16 protein-coding genes are annotated in these 21,895 nt (G+C 63.0%); 2 read left to right on the top strand and 14 right to left on the bottom strand.

The features are described from left to right. Positions 1 to 124 precede the first annotated feature (124 nt). The 12 genes from UP09_RS22770 to UP09_RS37735 form a co-directional block, all read right to left on the bottom strand. Positions 125 to 556, bottom strand: coding sequence for an acyl-CoA thioesterase (locus UP09_RS22770; protein WP_044540530.1), 432 nt, complete (start codon positions 554 to 556; stop codon positions 125 to 127). Positions 557 to 614: 58 nt separating this feature from the next. Next, positions 615 to 1,367 (bottom strand): fatty acid desaturase CarF family protein, encoded by a 753-nt coding sequence (locus UP09_RS22775; RefSeq protein WP_044540531.1) that lies wholly within the window; start codon positions 1,365 to 1,367, stop codon positions 615 to 617. A gap of 15 nt (positions 1,368 to 1,382) precedes the next feature. Further along, positions 1,383 to 3,479: a 3-hydroxyacyl-CoA dehydrogenase NAD-binding domain-containing protein gene (locus UP09_RS22780; protein ID WP_044540532.1), complete on the bottom strand. Its 2,097-nt coding sequence runs from the start codon at positions 3,477 to 3,479 to the stop codon at positions 1,383 to 1,385. 2 nt (positions 3,480 to 3,481) lie between these two features. Then, positions 3,482 to 4,765 (bottom strand): acetyl-CoA C-acetyltransferase, encoded by a 1,284-nt coding sequence (locus UP09_RS22785; RefSeq protein WP_044540533.1) that lies wholly within the window; start codon positions 4,763 to 4,765, stop codon positions 3,482 to 3,484. After that, entirely contained in the window at positions 4,765 to 7,032 is a 2,268-nt protein-coding gene (locus UP09_RS22790) for an acyl-CoA dehydrogenase (RefSeq protein ID WP_044540534.1), read from the bottom strand. The genes UP09_RS22785 and UP09_RS22790 overlap by 1 nt, the downstream gene beginning before the upstream one ends. 272 nt (positions 7,033 to 7,304) lie before the next feature. Beyond that, entirely contained in the window at positions 7,305 to 8,531 is a 1,227-nt protein-coding gene (locus UP09_RS22795) for an SMP-30/gluconolactonase/LRE family protein (protein ID WP_044540535.1), read from the bottom strand. Between the two features lie 379 nt (positions 8,532 to 8,910). After that, positions 8,911 to 9,534, bottom strand: a complete 624-nt coding sequence (locus UP09_RS22800) for a flavin reductase family protein (protein ID WP_044540536.1) — start codon at positions 9,532 to 9,534, stop codon at positions 8,911 to 8,913. A 158-nt stretch (positions 9,535 to 9,692) separates the two neighbouring features. After that, positions 9,693 to 10,301, bottom strand: coding sequence for a TetR/AcrR family transcriptional regulator (locus tag UP09_RS22805; RefSeq protein WP_044540537.1), 609 nt, complete (start codon positions 10,299 to 10,301; stop codon positions 9,693 to 9,695). A gap of 21 nt (positions 10,302 to 10,322) precedes the next feature. Further along, positions 10,323 to 13,463: an efflux RND transporter permease subunit gene (locus tag UP09_RS22810; protein ID WP_044540538.1), complete on the bottom strand. Its 3,141-nt coding sequence runs from the start codon at positions 13,461 to 13,463 to the stop codon at positions 10,323 to 10,325. 45 nt (positions 13,464 to 13,508) lie between these two features. Then, entirely contained in the window at positions 13,509 to 14,615 is a 1,107-nt protein-coding gene (locus tag UP09_RS22815) for an efflux RND transporter periplasmic adaptor subunit (protein WP_044540539.1), read from the bottom strand. A 234-nt stretch (positions 14,616 to 14,849) separates the two neighbouring features. Continuing rightward, on the bottom strand, positions 14,850 to 16,175 hold the full coding sequence (locus UP09_RS22820; RefSeq protein WP_044540540.1) for an MFS transporter: 1,326 nt from the start codon (positions 16,173 to 16,175) through the stop codon (positions 14,850 to 14,852). A 146-nt stretch (positions 16,176 to 16,321) separates the two neighbouring features. Further along, positions 16,322 to 16,525 (bottom strand): glutathione S-transferase family protein, encoded by a 204-nt coding sequence (locus UP09_RS37735; RefSeq protein WP_156164734.1) that lies wholly within the window; start codon positions 16,523 to 16,525, stop codon positions 16,322 to 16,324. A gap of 82 nt (positions 16,526 to 16,607) precedes the next feature. Here UP09_RS37735 and UP09_RS22825 point away from each other — a divergent pair, with 82 nt between their 5' ends. Together UP09_RS22825 and UP09_RS22830 are read left to right on the top strand one after the other, a co-directional pair. Then, positions 16,608 to 17,894 carry a hypothetical protein gene (locus UP09_RS22825; protein ID WP_156164735.1) on the top strand — a complete coding sequence of 429 codons (1,287 nt, stop codon included), beginning with the start codon at positions 16,608 to 16,610 and terminating at the stop codon, positions 17,892 to 17,894. A 103-nt stretch (positions 17,895 to 17,997) separates the two neighbouring features. Beyond that, positions 17,998 to 18,810: a hypothetical protein gene (locus tag UP09_RS22830; protein ID WP_156164736.1), complete on the top strand. Its 813-nt coding sequence runs from the start codon at positions 17,998 to 18,000 to the stop codon at positions 18,808 to 18,810. 52 nt (positions 18,811 to 18,862) lie between these two features. Here the strand turns inward: UP09_RS22830 and UP09_RS22835 are convergent, their stop codons facing one another. Together UP09_RS22835 and UP09_RS22840 are read right to left on the bottom strand one after the other, a co-directional pair. After that, a complete protein-coding gene (locus UP09_RS22835) occupies positions 18,863 to 20,023 on the bottom strand; it encodes a winged helix-turn-helix domain-containing protein (RefSeq protein ID WP_044540543.1) in 1,161 nt (386 codons plus the stop codon). A gap of 132 nt (positions 20,024 to 20,155) precedes the next feature. Next, a complete protein-coding gene (locus UP09_RS22840) occupies positions 20,156 to 21,571 on the bottom strand; it encodes a caspase family protein (protein ID WP_044540544.1) in 1,416 nt (471 codons plus the stop codon). Positions 21,572 to 21,895 lie beyond the last annotated feature (324 nt).

Here is a 21,895-nt window from a genome sequence, read left to right on the forward strand (position 1 = left end):
CGAAAGCAGGGACCCATACTCCGCAGCACGAGTTGTAAACGGGACTCGTCGTTCCAGCTTCCTCAACAATCAGTTTTTGTGGTTATGGGTCCCTGCTTTCGCAGGGACGACACGGAGTGTGTTGCTAGGTCGCGATCGTCACGCCGTCGCGCTGGATTTGCTGGGGTTGGCCCTGATCGTCGATCGAGACGTAGGTGAAATTGCCGTCGGTCACCAGGATCGACTGCTCCGCGCGGCGGCGCAGCACCCAGGCTTCGAGATGCACCGTGATCGAGGTGCGGCCGACCCGCACCAGATTGGCGTGCACCGAAACGAGATCGCCGACATAGACGGCCTTGCGGAAATTCATCGCCTCGATCGCCACCGTCACGGTCCGCGACTTCGCCACCTTGGAGGCGAACACGCCGCCGCCGACGTCCATCTGGCTGAGCAGCCAGCCGCCGAAGATATCGCCATTGGCGTTGGTGTCGGCCGGCATCGCCAGCGTGCGGATGCAGAGATCGCCCTGCGGCTCGTTTCCGGAGATCGGCGGCGCGTGGATATGGGTGTCCGTCATATCAAGTCCTCGCTAGGGCTCGGACTCTGATACCGGGACGCGGCCCGACGCGCAACGGCTACGGCGCCGGCCGCCGCGAGTCGGCGAGTTCGCCGGTCTCGCGATAATGCCGCTGCCATTCCAGATCGTCGGCCCGTGGCACCAGCCCGGTGACCATGCCGATTAGGCGCTCCAGCGCGCGCCAGACGCCGAGCCCATCGCAGACATAATTCGCCCAGCCGTTCACCACGCAATAATGCACCGTCGTGTCGTGGTGATGCACCCAATGATGCGCGACCGGGCAGACCAGGTGCAGCCGCTGCGCCAGCCGCATGATCGCCGAACGCGCCGGCCGGTGCGCCAGATTGTGGAAGGTCATGCCGAACAGCAGGCAGAGCGAGGTCACGAACCACAGCATCACCAGCGCGTAAGTCGTCGCCGAGACCGGGAAGCAGGCGGTGACGGCAAAAACCGGCCCGAAAAACAGCGCGCTCGGGGCGGAGCCGAGTGAGGCATATTCGAGAAAGCCATAGCCGTCGACATGTTCGGGATGGGTATGGTGCTCGCGCGTAATCGCGATGCCGCGGCCGAGTGCACGCTCGTCGAGCCAGGTATCGATCACCCAATGCACCACGCCGGACGAAAAGTCGGCCACGAAGTAACCGGCCAGCAGCGCCGCCAGCAGCGACCTCCAGCCCATGTCCGCGGCGACAAAATGGCGAACGAGATAGACGGCGCAGCAGGCGATGACGAGCATGTTGGCAGCGACGCAAAGCCGCATCACCCGGATTTCGCGGGGCGTCGCTTGCTTGAAGAACGGCGTCGGTTGCATGGCGCGCTCTATCGGTTATCTGAAAGTCTCCCAGCCGGCATCGGGCGTGAACCTGCCGCCGAATTTTTCCGTCAGCGCCCGCAAGGTCGCGACGACGTTGTCGACGCCGCGGGTGCGCGCGTAATTCAGCGGGCCGCCGCGGAACGGTGCGTAGCCGGTGCCGAAGATCATCGCGCCGTCGACCACGTCGGCGTTGTCGACAATGCCCTCGCGCAAGGCCGCGACGCAGACATTCGACATCGGCAGTACCAGGCGGTCGATCATCTCGTCCGTCACCCTGGGACCAGTCTCCGGTCCGGGCGCTTTTTCTGCCTTGCCGTCCTTCCAGGTGTAAAAACCCTTGCCGGTCTTGCGGCCGAGTTCGCCCTTGGCGACCTTGTCACGCAGCCAGGCCGGCGTCGGCGGCAGATGATCGCCGAACTTCGAGCGCAGCATGTCGCCGACGTCGAGGCAGATGTCGAGCCCGACATGGTCGGCCAGCTCGATCGGCCCCATCGGCATGCCGAACTGCTCCGCCGCGGCGTCGATCAGGCGCTGGTCGATCTTCTCGTCCAGCATCACCATCGCCTCCAGCATGTAGGGCGTCAGCGCGCGGTTGACGAGGAAGCCGGGCGAGCTCTTCACCGGCAGCGGCAGGCGATCGATGGCGCCGACAAAGGCCAGTGCCTCCTTGAGCAGGCCGGCATCGGTGCCCTCATGGCTGACGACCTCGACGAGTTGCAGCCGCGACACCGGATTGAAGAAATGCAGGCCGAGCAGCCGCTCGGGCCTTTGCAGCGTGGTGCGCAGATCCTGCAGCGGGATGCTCGAGGTGTTGGTGGCGAGGATCGCGCCTTGCTTCATCTTCGGCTCGAGGCCGGCATAGACCTTCTGCTTCAGCGCGAGCTTTTCCGGCACCGCCTCGATGATCAAATCGGCGTTGCGGACGCCCTCGCCCTCCATATCCGGAATCAGCCGGTCGAGCGCGTCGCGCTGGTCGATCCGCTTGCGCATGATCTTGCTGAACAGGTCGGCCGCGCGCTTGATCGCGCCCGCAATCGGCTCGGCCTTCATGTCAGCGAGCGTGACCCGCATGTCCTGGTTGGCGCACCAGGCGGCGATATCGCCGCCCATCGCGCCGGCGCCGATGACATGGACGTGCGCGATCTTGTTGCCGGAGCCTGCGAGCTTCTTCATCTGCTCGCGCAGGAAGAACACCCGGATCAGATCCTGCGCTGTCGGCGTCACCATCAGATCGGCGAACGACGTCTTCTCGGCATTAAGCATCGCCGAGCGGTTGCCGGCGTGCTTCTCCCAGAGATCGATCAGCGCGTACGGCGCCGGATAATGCACGCGCGGCGCGGCCTTGGCGGCCTCGCTGCGCATCCGCGTCGCGAGGAAGCCCCGCACAGGCGCGAGATTGAGGATCGAATTGAGGACGCCGGGCTTGGCGCGCTTCAGGCGACCGAACACTGCGTCCTTGACGGCGTTGCGGACGTGGCGCTCCTGCGTGACGGCATCGACCAGCCCGAGCGACTTGGCGCGGCGGGCGTCGATCGTCTTGCCGGTCAGCATCAGCGTCATCGCCTGCATCGGGTTGACCAGCTCGGTGAAACGCACGGTGCCGCCGAGACCGGGATGCAGGCCGAGCATCACCTCGGGAAAGCCAAATCGCGCGTCGTCGATCGCGATCCGCATCTGGCACGCCAGCGCCACTTCAAGGCCGCCGCCGAGGCAGAAGCCGTGGACGACGGCAACCGACGGCACCCGCAGCGCTTCCAACCGATCGATCACCGCATGGGCGCGGCCGATCGCGGTCTCAACCATACGCGGATCGGTCGCGCCGCGGAATTCGTTGACGTCGGCGCCGGCGATGAAGCCGCTCGTTTTCGCCGAACGCACCACGAGGCCGGTCGGCCGCTGGCTCTCCAGCGCCGCCACGATAGAATCGAGCTCCTCAATCAATTCGGCGGAGATGGTATTGGCGCTGGCGCCGGCCCGGTCGAACAGCAGCCACGCGATGCCGTCCTCGTCGCGCGTCAGCTTGAAATTTTTGTAGGCGCCGTCGGCCGCAGGCTTCGGCCCGAGCTCGAGCACGCGATCGGCGAGAACGTCCATGATCTCAGAATCCATGATCACACCGTCTCAATCAACATCGCGCCACCCTGCCCGCCGCCGATGCATTCGGTGGCGACGCCGCGTTTGGTGCCGAGCCGCTTCATTGCATTGACGAGGTGCAGCACGATGCGGTTGCCGCTGCAGCCGACGGGATGACCGAGGCTGATCGCGCCGCCATCGACATTGAGTTTTGCGTGATCAATCTCGCCGGCCGCGCCGTCAAGTCCCAAAATCTCGCGGCAGAATTTGTCGTCGTTCCAGGCGGCCAGACAACCCAGCACCTGCGTCGCGAAGGCTTCGTTCAGCTCCCAGGTCTCGACGTCCTGCAAGGTCAACCCGTTGCGCTTCAGCAGCGCGCTCGCCGACAGCACCGGGCCGAGCCCCATGATCGAGGGATCGAGCGCCGACCATTGGCTGTCGAGGATGACCGCCTTCGGCGTCAGCCCGTGCTTTGCCACCGCGGCCTCCGAGGCAAGGATTACCCACGACGCGCCGTCGGTGATCTGCGAGGAATTGCCGGCGGTGACCTGGCCCCAGGGGCGCTCGAACACCGGCTTGAGTTTTGCCAATGTCTCCGGCGTCGAGTCCGGGCGGACACCATCGTCATGGTCATAGAACTTGCCGTCGCGCGCGAAGGCGGTTTCGACCTCGCCCTTGAGAAAGCCCTGTGACTGCGCGTTGGCAAGCCGCTTGTGGCTTTCGGCGGCATAGGCATCGGATTGCGCGCGGGTGATGCCGAAGAGATGGCCGACCTTCTCGGCGGTCTGCCCCATGTTGAGCTCGGTAATGGGGTCAGTGAGCCCGCGCTCGAGCCCAATGATCGGCTTGAGATAGCTCGGCCTTACCTTCAGCGCGGCCATGATCTTGGCGCCTAGTCCCTTGGCGCCGGCGAGCCCGGCAAACCAGCGCACCCCGGAATTGGGCCAGACCAGCGGCGCGTGGCTCAGCGCCTCGGCACCGCCGGCGAGGATCAGGTCGGACACGCCCTCGCGGATGTAGCGGTAACCAGTGTCGATCGACTGCATGCCGGAGCCGCAATTGATCTGCACCGTGAAGGCGACCATCTTCTCGCCCATGCCGAGCCGCAGTGCGGCGACCCGCGCCGGGTTCATCTCGTCGGCGATGACGTTGACGCAGCCGAGGATCACCTGGTCGAAGGCGGTGGACGCAAAGGGCTGGCGCGCCAGCAGTGGCCGGCCGCATTGCACGGCGAGGTCGACCGGCGTGAACGGGCCGGGACCGGAGCGCGCCTTCAGGAACGGCGTCCGGCTGCCGTCGACGATAAAGACTGGTCGCGCCATCAGCTCGCCGCCCTCTGCTCTCCAAGCTCCTGGAAGAACTGATGCACGTCGGCGGATTTCTTGTAAATCGGGGACAGCGCCTCCGGCGCAAAATCATCGACCTCGATGACTTTTGCGACGGCCTCATGGGCGGCGGCAAGCTGCTCGCCCTCGGCCTGGGTGATGACGCCCTTCTTGACCGCGTCCTGCCAGTCATGCAGGCGCGCGGCGTGCAGCCGCTTGGCGGCGTCCTCGGCCTCCACCACGAGGCGGAAGGCCTTCTCCAGCCGCGCGACACCTCGATCGTCCTCGACAAAGGCGAGATCGGGCGTCAGGCGATCACGCGCCGCCGACGGCGACAGCACGAGCTGGGCGCATTGATGCACGACGCGGTCTGAGGGACCAACCACGCGCGCGCCAAACGGCTGAATGAGGAATTTCAGGATCACGCCGACAAAGCGATTCGGCAGGTTGGCAAGAATCTCCGCAAAGCGGTTCTCGATGGTCTTGAACCCGCTCGCCATGCACCATTCCAGCGCAGGCAAATCGTCCTTCTGCCGTCCCTCGTCCTGCCAACGCTTTAGCGCGGCAGAGAGCAGATACAGCTCGGACAGGATGTCGCCGAAGCGCGCCGACAGCATCTCCTTGCGCTTCAGCGCGCCGCCAAGCGTGAGCAGCGCCATGTCGGCGCAGAGCGCAAACGCCGACGAATAGCGCGAGAGCTGGCGATAGAACCCGGTCGCCTCGCCGGCATCCGGCGCCGGTGCGAACAGGCCACCAGTCCAGCTCCGGCCCCAGGCGCGGAACATGGTCGCGAAGCTATGGCCGACATGCTTCCAGAACGCGGTGTCGAAGTCGGTCAGGCCTTTCTCGCGATCGGTCTCACCGAGCGCGTTCATTTCCTGCAGCAGATAGGGATGGGCGCGGATCGCGCCCTGTCCGAACACGATCAGATTGCGGGTCAGGATATTGGCGCCCTCGACCGTGATGCCGACCGGCACCGAGCGGTAGAGCCCGCCGAGATAGTTCTGCGGCCCGTCGATGACCGCCTTGCCGCCATGAATGTCCATGGCGTCGTCGATCGCGATCCGCATCCGCTCAGTGGCGTGCAGCTTCATGATGCCGGAGATCACGGCGGGATGGCGCCCCTCGTTCAGCGCGGCACAGGTCAGCCGCCGCGCGGCGTCGAGCAGATAGGCTGTCGCCGCAATGCGGGCGAGCGGCTCCTCGATGCCCTCGAATTTGGAGATCGAGATGCCGAACTGCTCGCGGATGCGGGCATAGGCACCAGAGGTACGCGCGGCATAGGCGGCGCCTGCCGCCGACAGCGACGGCAGCGAGATGCCGCGGCCGGCGGCGAGCGCGGTCATCAGCATCTTCCAGCCCTGGCCGATTCGTTCCTGGCCGCCGATGATGTAGTCGAGCGGAATGAAGACATCGCGGCCCCAGTTCGGGCCGTTCTGGAATACCTGCATCGCCGGCAGATGGCGCTGGCCGATCGAGACGCCGGGCAGATGCGTCGGGATCAGCGCCACCGTGATGCCGAGATCATCCTCCTGGCCGACCAGATGATCGGGATCATAGGCCTTGAAGGCGAGACCGAGCAGCGTCGCGACCGGGCCCAGCGTGATGTAACGTTTGTGCCAGTTGAGCTTCAAACCGAGCACCTCGCGGCCCTCGAAATCGCCCTTGCAGATGATGCCGGTATCGATCATCGACGCCGCGTCCGAGCCGGCTTCCGGGCTGGTCAGGCCGAAGCAGGGAATGTCGCGGCCGTCGGCCAGCCGCGGCAGCCATCTCTCCTGCTGCTCGTTCGTGCCGAAACGCATCAACAGTTCGCCGGGCCCGAGCGAGTTCGGCACCATCACGGTGACGGCGGCGGTCAGCGAGCGCGAGGAGATCTTGCGCACCACTTCGGAATGCGCATAGGGCGAGAAGCCAAGGCCGCCGAATTCCTTCGGGATGATCATGCCGAAGAATTTGTTGCGCTTGACGAAGTCCCAGACCTCGGGCGGCAGATCGCGCCATTCCCAATTGATCTTCCATTCGTCGAGCATCGCGCAGAGTTCGTCGACCGGACCGTGCAGGAAGGCGTGCTCCTCGTCGGTCAGCCTGGCCGGCGCGAACGCCAGCAACTTCGACCAGTCGGGATTGCCGGTGAAGAGATCGGCATCCCACCAGACGTCGCCAGCCTCCAGCGCCTCGCGCTCGGTGTCCGACATTGCCGGCAGCACGCCACGCGCCCAGGAAAAAAACGGCTTGGTGATGGTGTCGCGGCGGAAGCTCATGGTGGGGTCCTCATGAATCGGCGCGGGGGCTTTTTGTCTGGAGCATGATCTTTTCGAAAAACCGGTCTCCACTTTTTCGGATCATGCTCGATCCTAGCGGAAGTTGCCGGCCGCCGGTGAACACTTCGCCTGCAAAATAAAGCGAAATTGACGCGGCAAGAGCGCCGCTTTGTTAACGGCAGGCCACGCGTTCAGTTCCGAAACATGAGGTGCGACAATCAGGTAGCCCGGGATGGCGCCGGCGGGTCGCGCCGGCGCCATGTTTCGGATAACTAGGCCAGCCCCGCCCCCTGAGTGGCGGTATAGACCGCGTAGAGCGACTGGCTTGCGGCCATGAACAGGCGGTTGCGCTTGGGGCCGCCGAAGGTGATGTTGCCGCAGACCTCCGGCAGCCGGATACGGCCAAGCAGCTTGCCCTCCGGCGACCACACCGTCACGCCGTTATAGCCAACGGCGCGCCCGGCATTGCTCGAGCACCAGACATTGCCGTTGACGTCGCAGCGGATGCCGTCCGGTCCGCACTTCACGCCGTCGATCGTGAAATCGCTGAACCGCTTGCCGTTGGCGGGCTTGTTGTCGGCGCCGACATCGAACACGAAGACGTCGCCCTTGCCGCCCGGACCGGTGTCGCCGGGCCCCTTGCCGGTCGAGACGACGTAGAGCTTCTTGTAGTCGGGCGAGAAGCAGATGCCGTTCGGATCGGGCACCTGATCCTCGCTGACCACGAGATCGATGCGGCCGGACGGATCGATGCGGTAGCAATTGGTCGGCAATTCACGCTTGAACGGCGTGAAGCCCGCCGGCTGGCCGATCCGGGGATTGAGCTTGCCGGCCGGATTGACCGGACCGCCCGCGGCGTCGGGCTCGCCCTCATAGAGCTGGCTGCCATAGGGCGGATCGGTGAACCAGTAGCTGCCGTCGGGATGCGCGACGATGTCGTTCGGCGAGTTCAGCTTCTTGCCGTTGTAGGAATCCGCGAGCACGGTCGCGGTGCCGTCGTTCTCGTAGCGCGTCACGCGGCGGGTGAGATGCTCGCAGGACAGCTGGCGGCCCTGGAAATCGAACGAATTACCGTTGCTGTAGTTTGAGGGCGTGCGGAACACGCTGACATGGCCGTCGTCCTCGGACCAGCGCATCTGCCGGTTGTTCGGGATGTCGCTCCACAGGAGGTAGCGGCCCTGCGAGCTCCAGGCCGGGCCTTCGGCCCATAACACGCCGGTGTAGAGGCGCGTGATCGAGGTGTTCGGCTGCGCAAGGTCGTTGAAGGCCGGATCGACCGCGATGACGTCGGGGTCCCAGAAATAGGTCGTCGGTGCGCCGCGCGGACTGAAATCGCGCGGCGGGCTCGTGATCGTCGTCGGCGGCCCGACCGGGGCCGGGGCATTCTGGGCCAGCGCACTACCGATGCCGGTTGCACTCGCCGCCGTGATCGCAAGGCCCTGGACAAGGGTTCGTCGTGAAACCGCGGCCGTTGGATCGCGCCGCTCGTGACGTGTCATCGCATCCTCCCACTGTATTGGCCGGCCGTTGATCCGGCCTGGCAACCAGAGGTTAGTCTGCTCTTTGCCCGGTTGCGAGTGACCGTTTCATGGCGGCGAGGAGACGAGTTCGCGATGCTGCAGTGCGCGTGCGCGCCGCAGGCACGCGGTGCGTGAGCGGAACGGCGCCTTACCTCGCCCCGCTTGCGGCAGGGGCGCACTGCCAAAATATCGAAAACAACCCCATGCAAAGTAGCCGGCTGCCGACACGGCAACTTGACGCGTCGGGCAAATCAACGGTATTCTTCCATTATTCCGAAATCATGCAAACGCCCCTCGCCCGTAGGGCTGTCGCATATGGCAATTCCCGAGTCGGGGCGAGGGGGACGATAGAGCGGAGCTAATCCGGCCGGATCATCTCGAACATGTTTTCCGGCTTGATCTCGAAATAGTCGCCGCGGCGGCCGGCGCGGACGATCGGGTGGGTGAGCCCGGTCTGGTAGACGCCGTCCTTGATGAAGGCCTTGTCGATATGGACGGCGACGACCTCGCCGAGCGTCAGCCACGCCTCGGCCTTTTTGCCGTCGGCGCCCTGGAGCTGGATGATCTGGCTGACCTTGCATTCGAAGGCGACTGGACTTTCGGCGACGCGCGGCACGTTGACGAGCTTGCCCGGCTCAGGCGTGAGCCCCGCCAGCTTGAACTCGTCAACATCGCGCGCGACGTGCGCTGCGGTCGCGTTCATGTGCTTGGCGAGGTCCATCGTCGTCAGATTCCAGACGAACTCCCCGGTCTCCTGGATGTTGGCGACGCTGTCCTTCCAGTTGGTGGAGGAGAAGCCGATGATCGGCGGCACGTAGCAGAAGGCGTTGAAGAAGCTGTAGGGCGCGAGGTTGACGTTGCCCTTGGGGTCGCGCGAGGAAATCCAGCCGATCGGGCGCGGCGCGATGATGGCGTTGAACGGGTCGTGCTTGAGGCCGTGGCCGTTCTTCGGCTCGTAGAAATGCAGGTCTTTCGCGGTCACGGAGCGCTCTCTCTGATCGGACGCGGCAAACAATCACCGGCGTCATTCCGGGATGGTCCGAAGGACCAGACCCGGAATCTCGAGATTCCGGGTTCGATGCTACGCATCGCCCCGGAATGACGGGAGAGTCAACTGACGAATGCGTCAGTCAAATTTGGTCAGTTCACCTTGGCGCGCGGCGACAGGCCGGCAATGACGAAATCGATCATCTCGTCGATCGAGGGGCCCGGCTTGGTCGCGCATTGGGCGATCATCTGGGGATGGAAGAAGCGCATCATGGCGGTGCAGGCGCACATCGCGGCGAGTTGCAGATCCCTGACCTCGAACTCGCCCGACGCGGCGCCTTGCGCGATGACCTGGCCGATGGTCGCGGCGATCAGCTCCATATGCGCGGTGCAGACCTCCCAGTCTTCCTGCATCGCGATTTCGACCATCTCGTGCAACTTGGAGTCGCCGACATAGCGCTCCGTGTTCATGCGGTTGATGGTTGTCATCATGTCGCGCAAACGCGTCGCAGCCGGCCCCTCAGACCTTGCGATACGCTGCGCCTCGATCTCGACCTCGCCCATCAGGCCGCGCGCCACGCTTTCGTGGATCGCCTTCTTCGATTCGAAGAAGCGGTACACATTGGCGGGGCTCATGCGCAGTTCCTTGGCGATGTCGGCCACCGTGGTCTTCTGGTAGCCGATCTGCCGGAACAGACGCTCCGCCACCACGACAATACGCTCGCGGGTGTCAGGTTCGACGTGTTCCGAAATCACTGTCATGCTGGTCTACTCAATGTTCATTTATTCGGCCGCCTCAGCAAGGGGAAATGCGAGCTCTCCCTCGGCTGCATGCTGCGGCGCAGTATCGGTTTGCTCGCTGGGTCCGCTTTCCTCGAGGGTCTTGCGGAACCAGAGGGCGTAAAGGCCCGGCAGATACAGCAAGGTCAGGAAAGTCGCAACAAACAAACCGCCCATGATGGTGATCGCCATCGGCCCCCAGAACGCCGAGCGCGACAGCGGGATCATGGCCAGGATGGCGGCAAGCGCCGTCAGCACCACCGGCCGGGCACGCCGGACAGTGGCTTCCACGATCGCCTCGCGCCGCGTCAGTCCGTGCGAGACATCGGTCTCGATCTGATCGACCAGGATCACCGCGTTGCGCATGATCATGCCGGCCAGCGCGATCAGGCCGAGCAGCGCCACGAAACCGAACGGCTGGTTGGCGACGTTCAGTCCGAGCGAGGCGCCGACGATGCCGAGCGGCGCGGTCAGGAACACCAGCAACAGGCGGGAGAAGCTCTGCAGCTGGATCATCAACAGCGTCAGCATCACCATCACCATGACGGGGAAGAGGACGAAGATCGACGCGTTGCCCTTGGCGGATTCCTCGAACGCCCCGCCCGGCTCGATCCGGTAGGCCGGCTCGAGATGATCCTGGATCTCCTTCAGCTTTGGTGCGATCTGGGTGGTGACATCGGGTGCCTGCACGCCGTCGACGACGTCGGAGCGCACGGTGATCGCCATGTCGCGGTTGCGCCGCCACAGGATCGGCTCCTCATGCGCATATTCGATTTTCGCGATCTGCTGCAGCGGCACGGCCACGCCATTGCGCGATGTGATCGTAAGATCGCCGACGCGGCCGAGATCGAGCCGTTCGGACGGCACGGCGCGGGCAACTACGCCAACCTTCTCGATGCCGTCGCGGATGGTGGTGACCGGCGCGCCCGAGATCAGCATCGCCAACGCCTGCGAGACATCCTGCGGGGTGAGGCCGAGCGCGCGGGCACGGTCCTGGTCGACGACCAGCTTCAGGTAGGGCGACTGCTCGTTCCAGTCGAGCTGGACGTCCTTGACGTTGGGGTTCTGGCGCATCACGTCGCGCACCTGATAGGCGATGTCGCGCACTTTGTTGGCATCCGGCCCGATCACGCGGAACTGGACCGGGAAGCCGACCGGCGGCCCGAAGTTGAAGCGATCGACCCGGACCCGCGCTTCGTTGAGCGCGCCGTCGGCAACGGCCTGTTCGAGCTTGGCCTTGATGCGCTCACGCGCATCGACGTTCTTGGAGAGGATGACGATCTCGGCAAAGGCCTCGTTCGGCAGTTGCGGGTTGAGGCCGAGCCAGAAGCGCGGCGAGCCCTGGCCGACATAGGACGTATAGGTCGCGATATCCTGGTCGTCCTTGAGCAGCGCTTCGGCCTTGTTGACAGCCTTTTCAGTCACGTTGAAGGCTGTGCCCTCGGGCAAGCGGAGCTGCAGGAACAGCTCGGGCCGCTCCGACAGCGGGAAGAACTGCTGCTGGACATGGCCGAACCCGACGATCGAGGCAACGAAGATGCCGACGGTCGCCACCACCACCTTGATGCGGTGCTCGACGCACCATTGAACGATGCTGCGCAAGCCACGGTACATCCGCGTCTCGTAGACCGCGTGCGGATCGTGGTTGGCATGGACCTTGATGTTGGGCAGCAGCTTGACGCCGATATAGGGCGTGAAGATCACCGCGACGAACCAGGAGGCGACCAGCGCGATCGCCACGATCCAGAAGATGCTGCCGGCATATTCGCCGACCGCTGAATTGGCAAAGCCGATGGGGAGGAAGCCAGCGGCTGTGACCAGCGTTCCCGTGAGCATCGGAAACGCGGTGGATTCCCAGGCAAAGGACGCCGCACGGAAGCGGTCCCAGCCCTGTTCCATTTTCACCACCATCATCTCGACCGCGATGATGGCATCGTCGACCAGAAGGCCGAGCGCGATGATCAAGGCGCCCAGCGTGATGCGATGCAGGTCGAGCGACATTGCGTTCATCACGATGAACACGATGCCGAGCACCAGCGGCACTGACAGTGCCACCACGATGCCGGTACGCCAGCCGAGCGCAACAAAGGAGACGAACAGCACGATTGCGAGCGCCTCGACAAAGGAGTGCATGAACTCGCCGACCGCATGCTCGACCACCTGGGGCTGGTCGGCGATCTGCTTGACGTCGATGCCCTGCGGCACCGCTTTCATGAATTCGGCGGTGGCCTTCTCGACCTCCTTGCCGAGCTCGAGGATGTTGGCGCCCTTGGCGGTGACGACGCCGATACCGAGCGCCGGTTTGCCTTCCTGGCGCACGACGAAGCTCGGCGGGTCGACATAGCCATGGGTGACGGTGGCGATGTCGCCGAGCCGGAACACGCGGCCGTTGCTCTCGACCGGTGTTTCGGCCACCGCCTTGACGCCATCGAGCGCGCCGGTGACGCGCAGCGGCACGCGCTGCGACGAGGTCTCGACGGTGCCGGCCGGCGTCACGTTGTTCTGCTTGGCGAGCGAATCGAACAGCGCCTGCGGCGTGATGCCCAGCGTGGCAAGCTTGGCATGCGAGAATTCGACGAAGATGCGCTGGTCCTGGATGCCGTAGAGGTCGACCTTGGTCACCCCTGGCACCTTCAGCATGCGCTGGCGGAAACCTTCGGCGGCGGTCTTGAGCTGGGCGTAATCGGCGCCCTCGCCGGTCATCATATACAGGATCGAATCGACGTCGGAGAATTCGTCGTTGACGACGGGACCGAGGATGCCGGCCGGCAGGTCGCCCTGCACGTCGACCAGCTTCTTGCGCAGGAGATAGAAGAGATAGGGCACATCCTTCGGCGGGGTCGAGTCGCGGAAGGTGACCTGCATCGCCGTGAAGCCCGGCTTGGAATAGGTCTGCACCTTCTCGAAGAACGGCAGCTCCTGCAGCTTCTTCTCGATCGGGTCGGCGACCTGCATCTGCATTTCCTGCGAGGTCGCGCCCGGCCACATCACCGAGACGTTCACCACCTTCACGGTGAAGAACGGGTCCTCGGCACGCCCCAGCTTCTGATAGGAGAAGTAGCCCGCGGCGGCGAGCACGACCATCAGGAACAGCACCAGAGTCTGATGGCTGACCGCCCAAGCCGACAGATTGAAGCGCTTCATGTCACTCTCCAAATCGGAAAATCGTTTTCGCCGTGATTGCGAGGATCAGAACGCCAGTGACGAGACGACCCGCACCTTCTGGCTTGGATCGAGCTTCTGCACGCCGAGCGCGACCACCTTGGCGCCGTCGTCGACGCCGCTGGTGATGACGACGCAGTTGCTGTCATAGGACTTCACCTTGACCGGCTTCAGCGCGATCTCGCCCTTGTCGTCGACGATATAGAGCGAGGGATCGCCGCCCTGGCTGTACAGCGCCGACAGCGGCAGCTTCGCCACCCGTTCGGTCGCACCATCGGCCAGCGTCAACGTCGCGGTCATGCCGAGCGAGACGTCGTCGCCGACGTCGGGCAGCGAGAATTTTGCCAGATAGGTGCGGGTTGCGGGATCGGCCGACGGTGCGACCTCACGCAGCTTCGCGGCATAGGTCCTCTTGGCGTCCGACCACAGCGTCACCGTGGCAACGCCCGACTTGGCGCGAGCAAGAAGCGTCTCGGGAATCGCGACGACCGCTTCCTTCTCGCCAAGTCGGGCGACACGGATCGAGGCTTGGCCCGCGGCAACCACCTGGCCGGGCTCGATCATGGTCGCTGTGACGACACCACGGGTGTCGGCCGCCAGCGTTGCGTATGACAGGGAATTCCTGGTCAGTTCGACCGAGCGCTCGGCGCGGTTGAGCCGGGCTCTGGCCTCGTCGCCGGCGGCCTTGGCGGAATCGAGCGCCGCGTCGGTGGTCCAGCCCTTGACCTTCAGATCCTTGGCGCGCTGCTCGGCGGCGGCGGCCTGCGCCAGCACGCCGGTGGCGGCGCGGAACTCGGCATCGGCCTGCTCGGCCTGCAGCCTCAGATCGATCTCGTCGAGGGTGGCCAAGGGCTGGTCGATATCGACTGTCTGCCCGACCTCGACCAGCCGCTTGGCCACCTTGCCGGCAACCCGAAAGCCCATGTCGGCTTCGATCCGGGGCTTGATCGTGCCAACAAAACTGCGCTCAGGGGTCTCGGCTTCGTAATGGACGGTTGCCACCAGCACGGGGCGTCCCGGATCGGCCTTTTCGGCCGCCTTTTCGTTACAGCCGGTCAGCGCGAGCACCGCAAATGCCAGCAACGCTCCGGTCAAGAGCCTGGAATAGCTGGACAAAACGGAATGGACGAACATCGGACAATCTCCATCGGCTGACGACTGATGAAGAGTATCAATTGATCACTGATAAATGTCAATATTCGTCAGTGAACACCAATTCGTGAGCTTGGCCATGATTAGCGGGGCGTTGAACAGGGTTTTGGGAAATGGCGTAGCCCGGATGAAGCGCAGCGAAATCCGGGACAGCACACTCAGCGGCGAGAAATATCCCGGATTGCGCTTCGCTGCATCCGGGCTACCCATCAGAAGCTACTTTGCCCCCGCGAACTCCGTCTTCGTCTCATGCCCGCCGAGACAGGCGAGCAGGCCGGCGGCGAGCGGCAGCAGCGCCAGAACCAGCAGGCCCGTGGACGTGCTGCCGGTGGATTCCTTGACCCAGCCGATCAGATAAGGCCCGCCGAAGCCGGCGAGGTTGCCGATCGAATTGATCAGCGCGATCGCGCCGGCGGCCGCGGTGCCGGACAGCCAGGCGGTCGGCAGCGTCCAGAACACCGCGAAAGTACAAAACACGCCGATCGCAGCGACCGTCAGCACGATCATGGTCAGGATGGGATCGCTGATGTAGCTGGAGACGCCGAGCGCCAGCGCGGTGAGCAGCAGCGGACCGCCGACGTGAAGCACGCGCTCGCGCGTGGCGTCCGAATGGCGCGCCCACAGGATCATCGCGATGGTGCCGAACAGATAGGGGATCGCGGTGACGAAGCCGGTCTGCACGTTGGTGAGGCCGAACGCCTTGACGATCTGCGGCAGCCAGAACTGCATGCCATAGAGCGCGGCGACGAAGCCGAAATAGATCGCGCTGAGCGCGAGCACCTTGGGCGAGGTCAACGCCTCGCCGAGCGAGACGTGCTTCACCGCCTGCTTGGCGGCAACCTCGGCATCGAGCTTCGACTTCAGCCACGCCTTCTGCTCGGCCGAGAGCCAGTTCGCCTTTTCCGGCGTATCGGTCAGATAGAACCAGGTGACGATGCCGAGCAGCACCGAGGGCACGCCCTCGATCACGAACAGCCACTGCCAGCCCTTCAACCCCATCGCGCCGTCGAGCCCGAGCAGCATGCCCGAGATCGGCGCGCCGATCACGGTCGAGACCGGAACGGCGAGCGCGAAGGCGGCGAGGAAGCGGGCGCGATATTGGGCCGGGTACCAATAGGTGAGATAGAGGATGATGCCGGGGAAGAAGCCGGCCTCCGCCACGCCGAGCAGGAAGCGCACCGCGTAGAAGCTCCGCTCGTCATAGACCGCCGCCATCAGCGCCGAGAGGATGCCCCAGCTCACCATGATGCGGGCGATCCAGCGGCTGGCGCCGAACTTCTCCAGCGCCAGATTGCTTGGCACCTCGAAGATGAAATAGCCGATGAAGAAGATGCCGGCACCAAAGGAAAACACCAGCGGCGAGAACTTCAGCTCGGCGTTCATGGTCAGCGCCGCGAAGCCGAGATTGACGCGGTCGAGATAGGAGAAGAAGTAGGCCAGGATCAGGAACGGGATCAGCCGCCAGGAAATCGCGCGGATGGTTGATGTTTCGATCTCGCTGCGCGCGGCACTGTTCGGCGCGATGGTCGCGGTCTGGCTCATGTCTTCCCCCCCGTATTGCTTGCCCCCACGATTATTGACTGGCAGCGCGTTGAGCAATGGCAAAATCTCATAGCACACAGCGTCAAACCGGAGATGATCGCGGCCCGCAGGTCACGCCATCATACTGGCGCAGACGGCGACCGTCTCTACTCTCGCCTCAGCGTGGTCGTTTCGTCCGCGATCGGCAGGCAGGCCGACCTGGCGGCGAAGTCGATGGTGACGACCGCCGTGATGTTGTCGACCGAGAACTCATAACCTGCCACGAACGGCGCGCCGAGCAACCGCGCATCTGCTTCGGCGTAGAAGTCAGACGCCGTTGCTCGACCGACGATGCCCTCAGTTGGCCCCACGTTCTTCGGTCCGCAATACCTGTTTATCCCCGGCTCACAATGTACTAAACTAGGGGTTGGTATCTAGCGCTGGAGGCTCTTTATGCTAGAATCTGACGTACAGCCCGAAGTCAAGGCGCGTGGCTGGGCGCATGGTGCGATTTCCTGGATGGCGATAAAAACCCCACCGGAAGCGACCTTTCCGCAAGAGTCATCGATATCGCCGCCCCCCTTAGGAAAGGACACCGGTGAGACACATGCTACCGGTGCAAATGCGACCCATGCTGACTATAGCCTGCGAGCGAGCGGCTCAACCTACATCGAACGCGCAAAAGAGGCGCAGGAGATCATCGACCGGATCAAGACCAGTTCGGCTTCGGTCATTGGGATCGCCGGCGTACGCGGTGCCGGGAAATCCAGCCTCGCAAAAAAGGTTCTGAATGAGTGCAACGCATTTGGATTTTTTACGCTACTGATACCGTCGCCCACCGAATACGATCCCAAGGATTTTCTCCTCGCTATTTTTCAGCGTATCGCCGAACACGCGACCGAGAGAGTCCAGACCTTCATTGAGGGCGCAGAAAGTCTTTCGGAATTGGGAGATTTTCAAGCGCGCCGCCTGCGAACTCAACTCTTTGCAATCTTTGGCGCGCTGATCCTTCTTGGCTTGCTCGGTGGTGCGGGTGCATATTGGGCCTACGAGTTCAGCACAGCCGCCCAGTTGAAAGACCTGGGCGACAAGCAGGGTGTGTTGACTGACGAACAGGTGAAAAGAATTGGCAAGCCTGCGCTCGTGACGCCGTTGCCCGTGACATCACCAAAGGACAAAAATGCGGCTGCTGCGGCTGCATCGGCACATGAACAACACCTTAGCTCCAGCGAAATTTCTAACATGATCGCCTATGACCAACAGACTTTCCGATTAACCGTGACGCAGCTTAACGACAACACTGCACTTACCGAGATTGGCCATGCCCTGACGGATAAAATTAAAACGCTCAAAGTGAACCAAACCTATCTAACATTTCTCGTCGTCTCGGGCGCCATTGGTTCCCTTTCTTTGTTGGGTCTTATGGCCGTTATACTACTGCTCCTGAAAATTTGGAGGAAGCTTCGCATATTAAAAAAACACAGGATCAAGGTAGGTCTTCGATCCAAGTGTCGAGCCTTCGAGGAATTGATCAAGTATCAAAGCGTTCTGGCTTCAGGCAAAGAATTTGCGCTAGCTCCAAAGTTTGTTTCATTTCTTTCAGGAAAATTCAGTAGCAACAAGCAACTGGAGGACCGCCCCCCTTTCGTTACCCGGCCTCACCGCAACTTGCAGTGTATTTCTTCGAAACGTCGCGGAGGTATTCTCGGGCAAAGTCGTCATCTGCATCGACGAACTTGACAAAATAACGGACGTCAGCGAGCTCTTCAGGCTGTTGAAGGGAATTAAGGGAATTCTTGGTCAGGAGGATACGCACTTCATTCTTACGGTGTCCGAGGATGCCATGGCTTTTTTCAACGAAAGACTGAGCCGTGAGAGAAGTCTCGTAGAGAGTTCTTTCGAGGAGATCATCTACCTTGATCGCCTAACACGAACTGTAACAAACCAGGTCATTTTCCAATCGCTCGCGTCGCGCAAAAGCGACGATGAAAACTTCTTGCGTAACTGCGCGGTCCAATGGATATTTGCCGGCGGAATTCCTCGCGAGGTGAAGCGAAACCTGTTCACATGCCATAGCCGCGGCATATCGATGGGCGAAGATTCGTCTTTCCAGATCTGGCGGCTCCTGTATCTCGGGATGCTTAATTCGATGCTGGCTATGAGCACGCCAAGAGAAGCGACCGGAGTTGAGGACCAATACAAGTTTCTCATTTGCATCGAAACACTTATCGAGCGGGTCAGATCATTACCCGATTCACCTGACTTCCGCGGCTTCATGGGAGACGTTCTAGGCGTCCTACGGCAGCATTTTGGTTCCGCTCTTCGATCGCAGCTGATGGCCCACCAGTCCGGCTCCGCTGAGCTTGGCGCGTCGAACATCACCTCGGAGACATCATCATCAATTTACTTGGCGCAATTAGTCGAGGTTTTGATCGGTGCAATAATTCTGGCGATAGCCAATAACGACATTTCGAGCAAAGATAACGAGGTCGAACAGCTTGATCTTCTGATTTATGTCTACAAGTACGTCCCGATTAATCCTCGCTATGCGCTTTACGGGTTGAAGCGATTTCTTGAAACCAAACTAAGGGTGCTAGAAGTCGATTTGAACGGTCTACTAGTAAATCCGCAGACGCCAAAGTTGCCTGCGCTTTAATTTCGTTTTGCTTTGTTTAGCGGGCGATACAATCGTTGACGCAAACGCTTCGTCACTCCGCCAACTGAAACCGCTCGAAGCGATCCAGCTCTTCCTCGATGCGGCGCTTCAGCTCCTTGCGCGCGGCCTGCTTCTTGCCCGGCCCGACCCAGCTCCATTTCTGCATCAGGAGCTTTTTGTTCTGCCGGTCGGTCTTCAGGTCGAGGGCGGCAACGATCTCGTTGCCGACCAGCACCGGCAGCGCGAAATAGCCGAACAGGCGCTTCTGCTTCGGCACATAGGCCTCGAAGCGATGGCCGTAGCCGAAAATCAGCTCGGTGCGCTTGCGCTGGATGATCAGGGGATCGAACGGGGAGAGGATGTGGACGAGATCAGGATCGCCCTCGGCAGGCTCCAGCACGTCGGACCGCGCCCAATGCTCCTGCTTGCCGGCGCCTTCGAGTGCAAGCGGCACCAGCTCCTTGCGGCGAACACGCGCGTCGATCAGGCGGCGCACCGCCTTCTTGCTCGGCGCGTCGAGATGGCAGATCGATTCCAGGCTCACGATGCCTTGCGAGCGCAGCGCGCGGTCGAGCAGATAGGCGATGAAGGCGGATGCCGATGCCGGCTTCGGCGGCTTGTCCCAGCCGAAATGCCGGATCATCAGCTCGTAGGTCTTCAGCATGCCGGTGCGCTCGCTGACCGTGGCTACGCCGCCATAGAAGGCGAGCTGCAGCGCGCGCTTCGACGGCTTGCGGCTCTGCCAGAGATGCTCCTTCTCGGTCAGCACGTCGTCGTCGATGTCGCGGATGGTGAGCGGACCGGCGCGCAGCAACCGCATCACCTTGCGCGTATCTGATGGCGTGACCGACGAGAACCATTTATGGCCCTCGCGCTTGTGCGCCTTCATTGCCGGCAGGAAGAAGCCGATGTCCTTGGACGGAATGTAGGACAGCGCATGCGTCCAGTATTCGAACACGCTCTTGTCCGCGCTCTGTGCCTGCTTGAGGTCGGCGCGGCGGTAATTCGGGATCCGGGAAAACAGGATGTGGTGGTGGCAGCGCTCGATCACATTGATGGTGTCGATCTGCACATAGCCGAGATGGTCGACGGCGGCGGCGACGGCTGCCGCCCCTTCGCCGAATGGCGATGGCATATCCAGCCGCTGCGCGCGCAGCCAGATGCGGCGGGCAGAAGCGTTGTTCAGGGGAAGGGGTTCGGTGGCGCGGGGCATCAACCGGCAATGTAGCCGAAGTCGCGCGGCTTTGCAGAGCGGTCTGGCGGATATCAGCCACGCATCAGCGTCATCAACGATGAAGGCGGCCCGTGAGGCCGCCTTCGATGTCGAAATTCGGATCTCGGACCCTCAGTGGCGGAACAGTCCTCCCATCATGCCGCCGAAGAAGGCGCCCGGGCCACCGCCGCCGCCATGATGATAGTGACGGCTGCCGCCACCGCCGCCGCCATGGCGGCGCGACGGACGGGGCTCGTCGTCGGACTCGTCGCTGGAGGCGGAGGCGACGCGGCTCGCGAGGATCTCGGTCTGCAGCGCCTTGTGCTGCAGCGCGTTGAGATAGCCGCTCTTCGGATAGAAGCGGGCGGCCTGCCAGCGGGTGATCACGGCCCGAGTGGCGTCGTCGAACTTGCCGGAGACCTTGACGTCGAAGCCGAGGCCGGTGAGGCGGCGCTGCACGTCGCGGCGCTGGTTGCGATCGAGCCCAAGCTGATCCTCGGTCACCTGACTTGCTTCCTCGTTGAAGGTCGCAGGATCGGTGTCGGTGCCGGTCGTGAGGTTGCGCGTCGTGGTCGACGGGCCGTCCTGCAGCGAGGCGACGCGGGCGAGCGCGATCGGCTTGAAGGTGCCGTTCGGATATTTGGTCAGGTAAGCGTTGAGCTCTTCGACCTTGTTGGTGTCCTTGATCGAGCGCCAGAATTCGAGCTCGACCTCGGAGCCGGTCCCGGACGAAGCCGCAGCTTCGGTCGTCGCGGTTTCGGGCGAGGCAGCCGCCGCCGTCGGGTTGAGATAGACGGTGCCGATCAAATTGGTGTGGCCCCAAGGCAGCTGGCCCTTGTTGGTCTCCTCGTTGACCTGGGCGCGGACCTTGGTCATGGCCTGCTGGATCTCGACGCCAGGGGTCGCAATGTTGGCGAGCAGCGCGCGGGTGAACGGGCTGTTGGTGCCGTTCTCGCCGTCGAGCGCGGTCTGGCCGGGGCCGGTCGCAAATGCGATCAGGGTGCCCTCGCCCGACTTCATCTCGGCAAGGCCAGTCTCCACGCTGACGCTGCGGGTCGCCTTGGCGGAACGGATCTTGGCGGCAAACGGGTTGTCGCGGCAGGCATCGAGCAGCACGAGCTTGACCTTGGCATCGCCCATGGTCTGCTCGAGCGTGAGATCGACGTTGATCGCCGCACCAAGCTTGACGTCCATTTCGGATTTGAGGTCGGCGTCAACAGGCAGTAGATAGTTGGTGCCGTTCACCGCGATGCCGTGACCAGCATAGAAGAACAGCGCGACGTCGGCGCCCTCCGCCTTCTTGCCGAAGTCCAGCAGCTTCTCCGTCATCTTGTCGCGGGTCAGGTTCGATCCCTCGACAACCTCGAAGCCGACATTGCGCAGCAGCTTGGCCATCGCCTTTGCATCGGCCGCCGGGTTGGGCAGCTGCGCCACGTTCTTGTAGGCGCCGTTGCCGACCACAAAGGCCACCCGCTTGTCGGCGAGTGCCGCATCCGTGCCGACCAGAAATCCCGCCAGTGATAGAGCTGCAATCAAAAGCCGCCGCATGATCCACTCTCCCCTTGCCTGACCTCGGGGCGTGCTGCCCGGGAGGTCCTCATCCGATGGGTGCAATGTGATCCGGCGCGCGGTTCTCTACCGTGATGCAGATCACACAGGGGAATGGGACGCTCGAACCCGCTTCAACGACGGTGCGACGCGCCGCTGGTGCGCAGCTCTGGGGACGGGATTCAAAGAAAGTCCCCCTCGCCCGTCCTCGCCGTCGCAGCGGTGGCGGAACGGTACGAGAATCTCAACGTGACCTAGATCACATTCAGGGCTTTGAACCGGTTCTAGTGTCCCGGCATCAAATTGACAGCAAGCCAGATTGGC

The organism is Bradyrhizobium sp. LTSP885 (assembly GCF_000938305.1).
Taxonomy (GTDB): domain Bacteria; phylum Pseudomonadota; class Alphaproteobacteria; order Rhizobiales; family Xanthobacteraceae; genus Bradyrhizobium.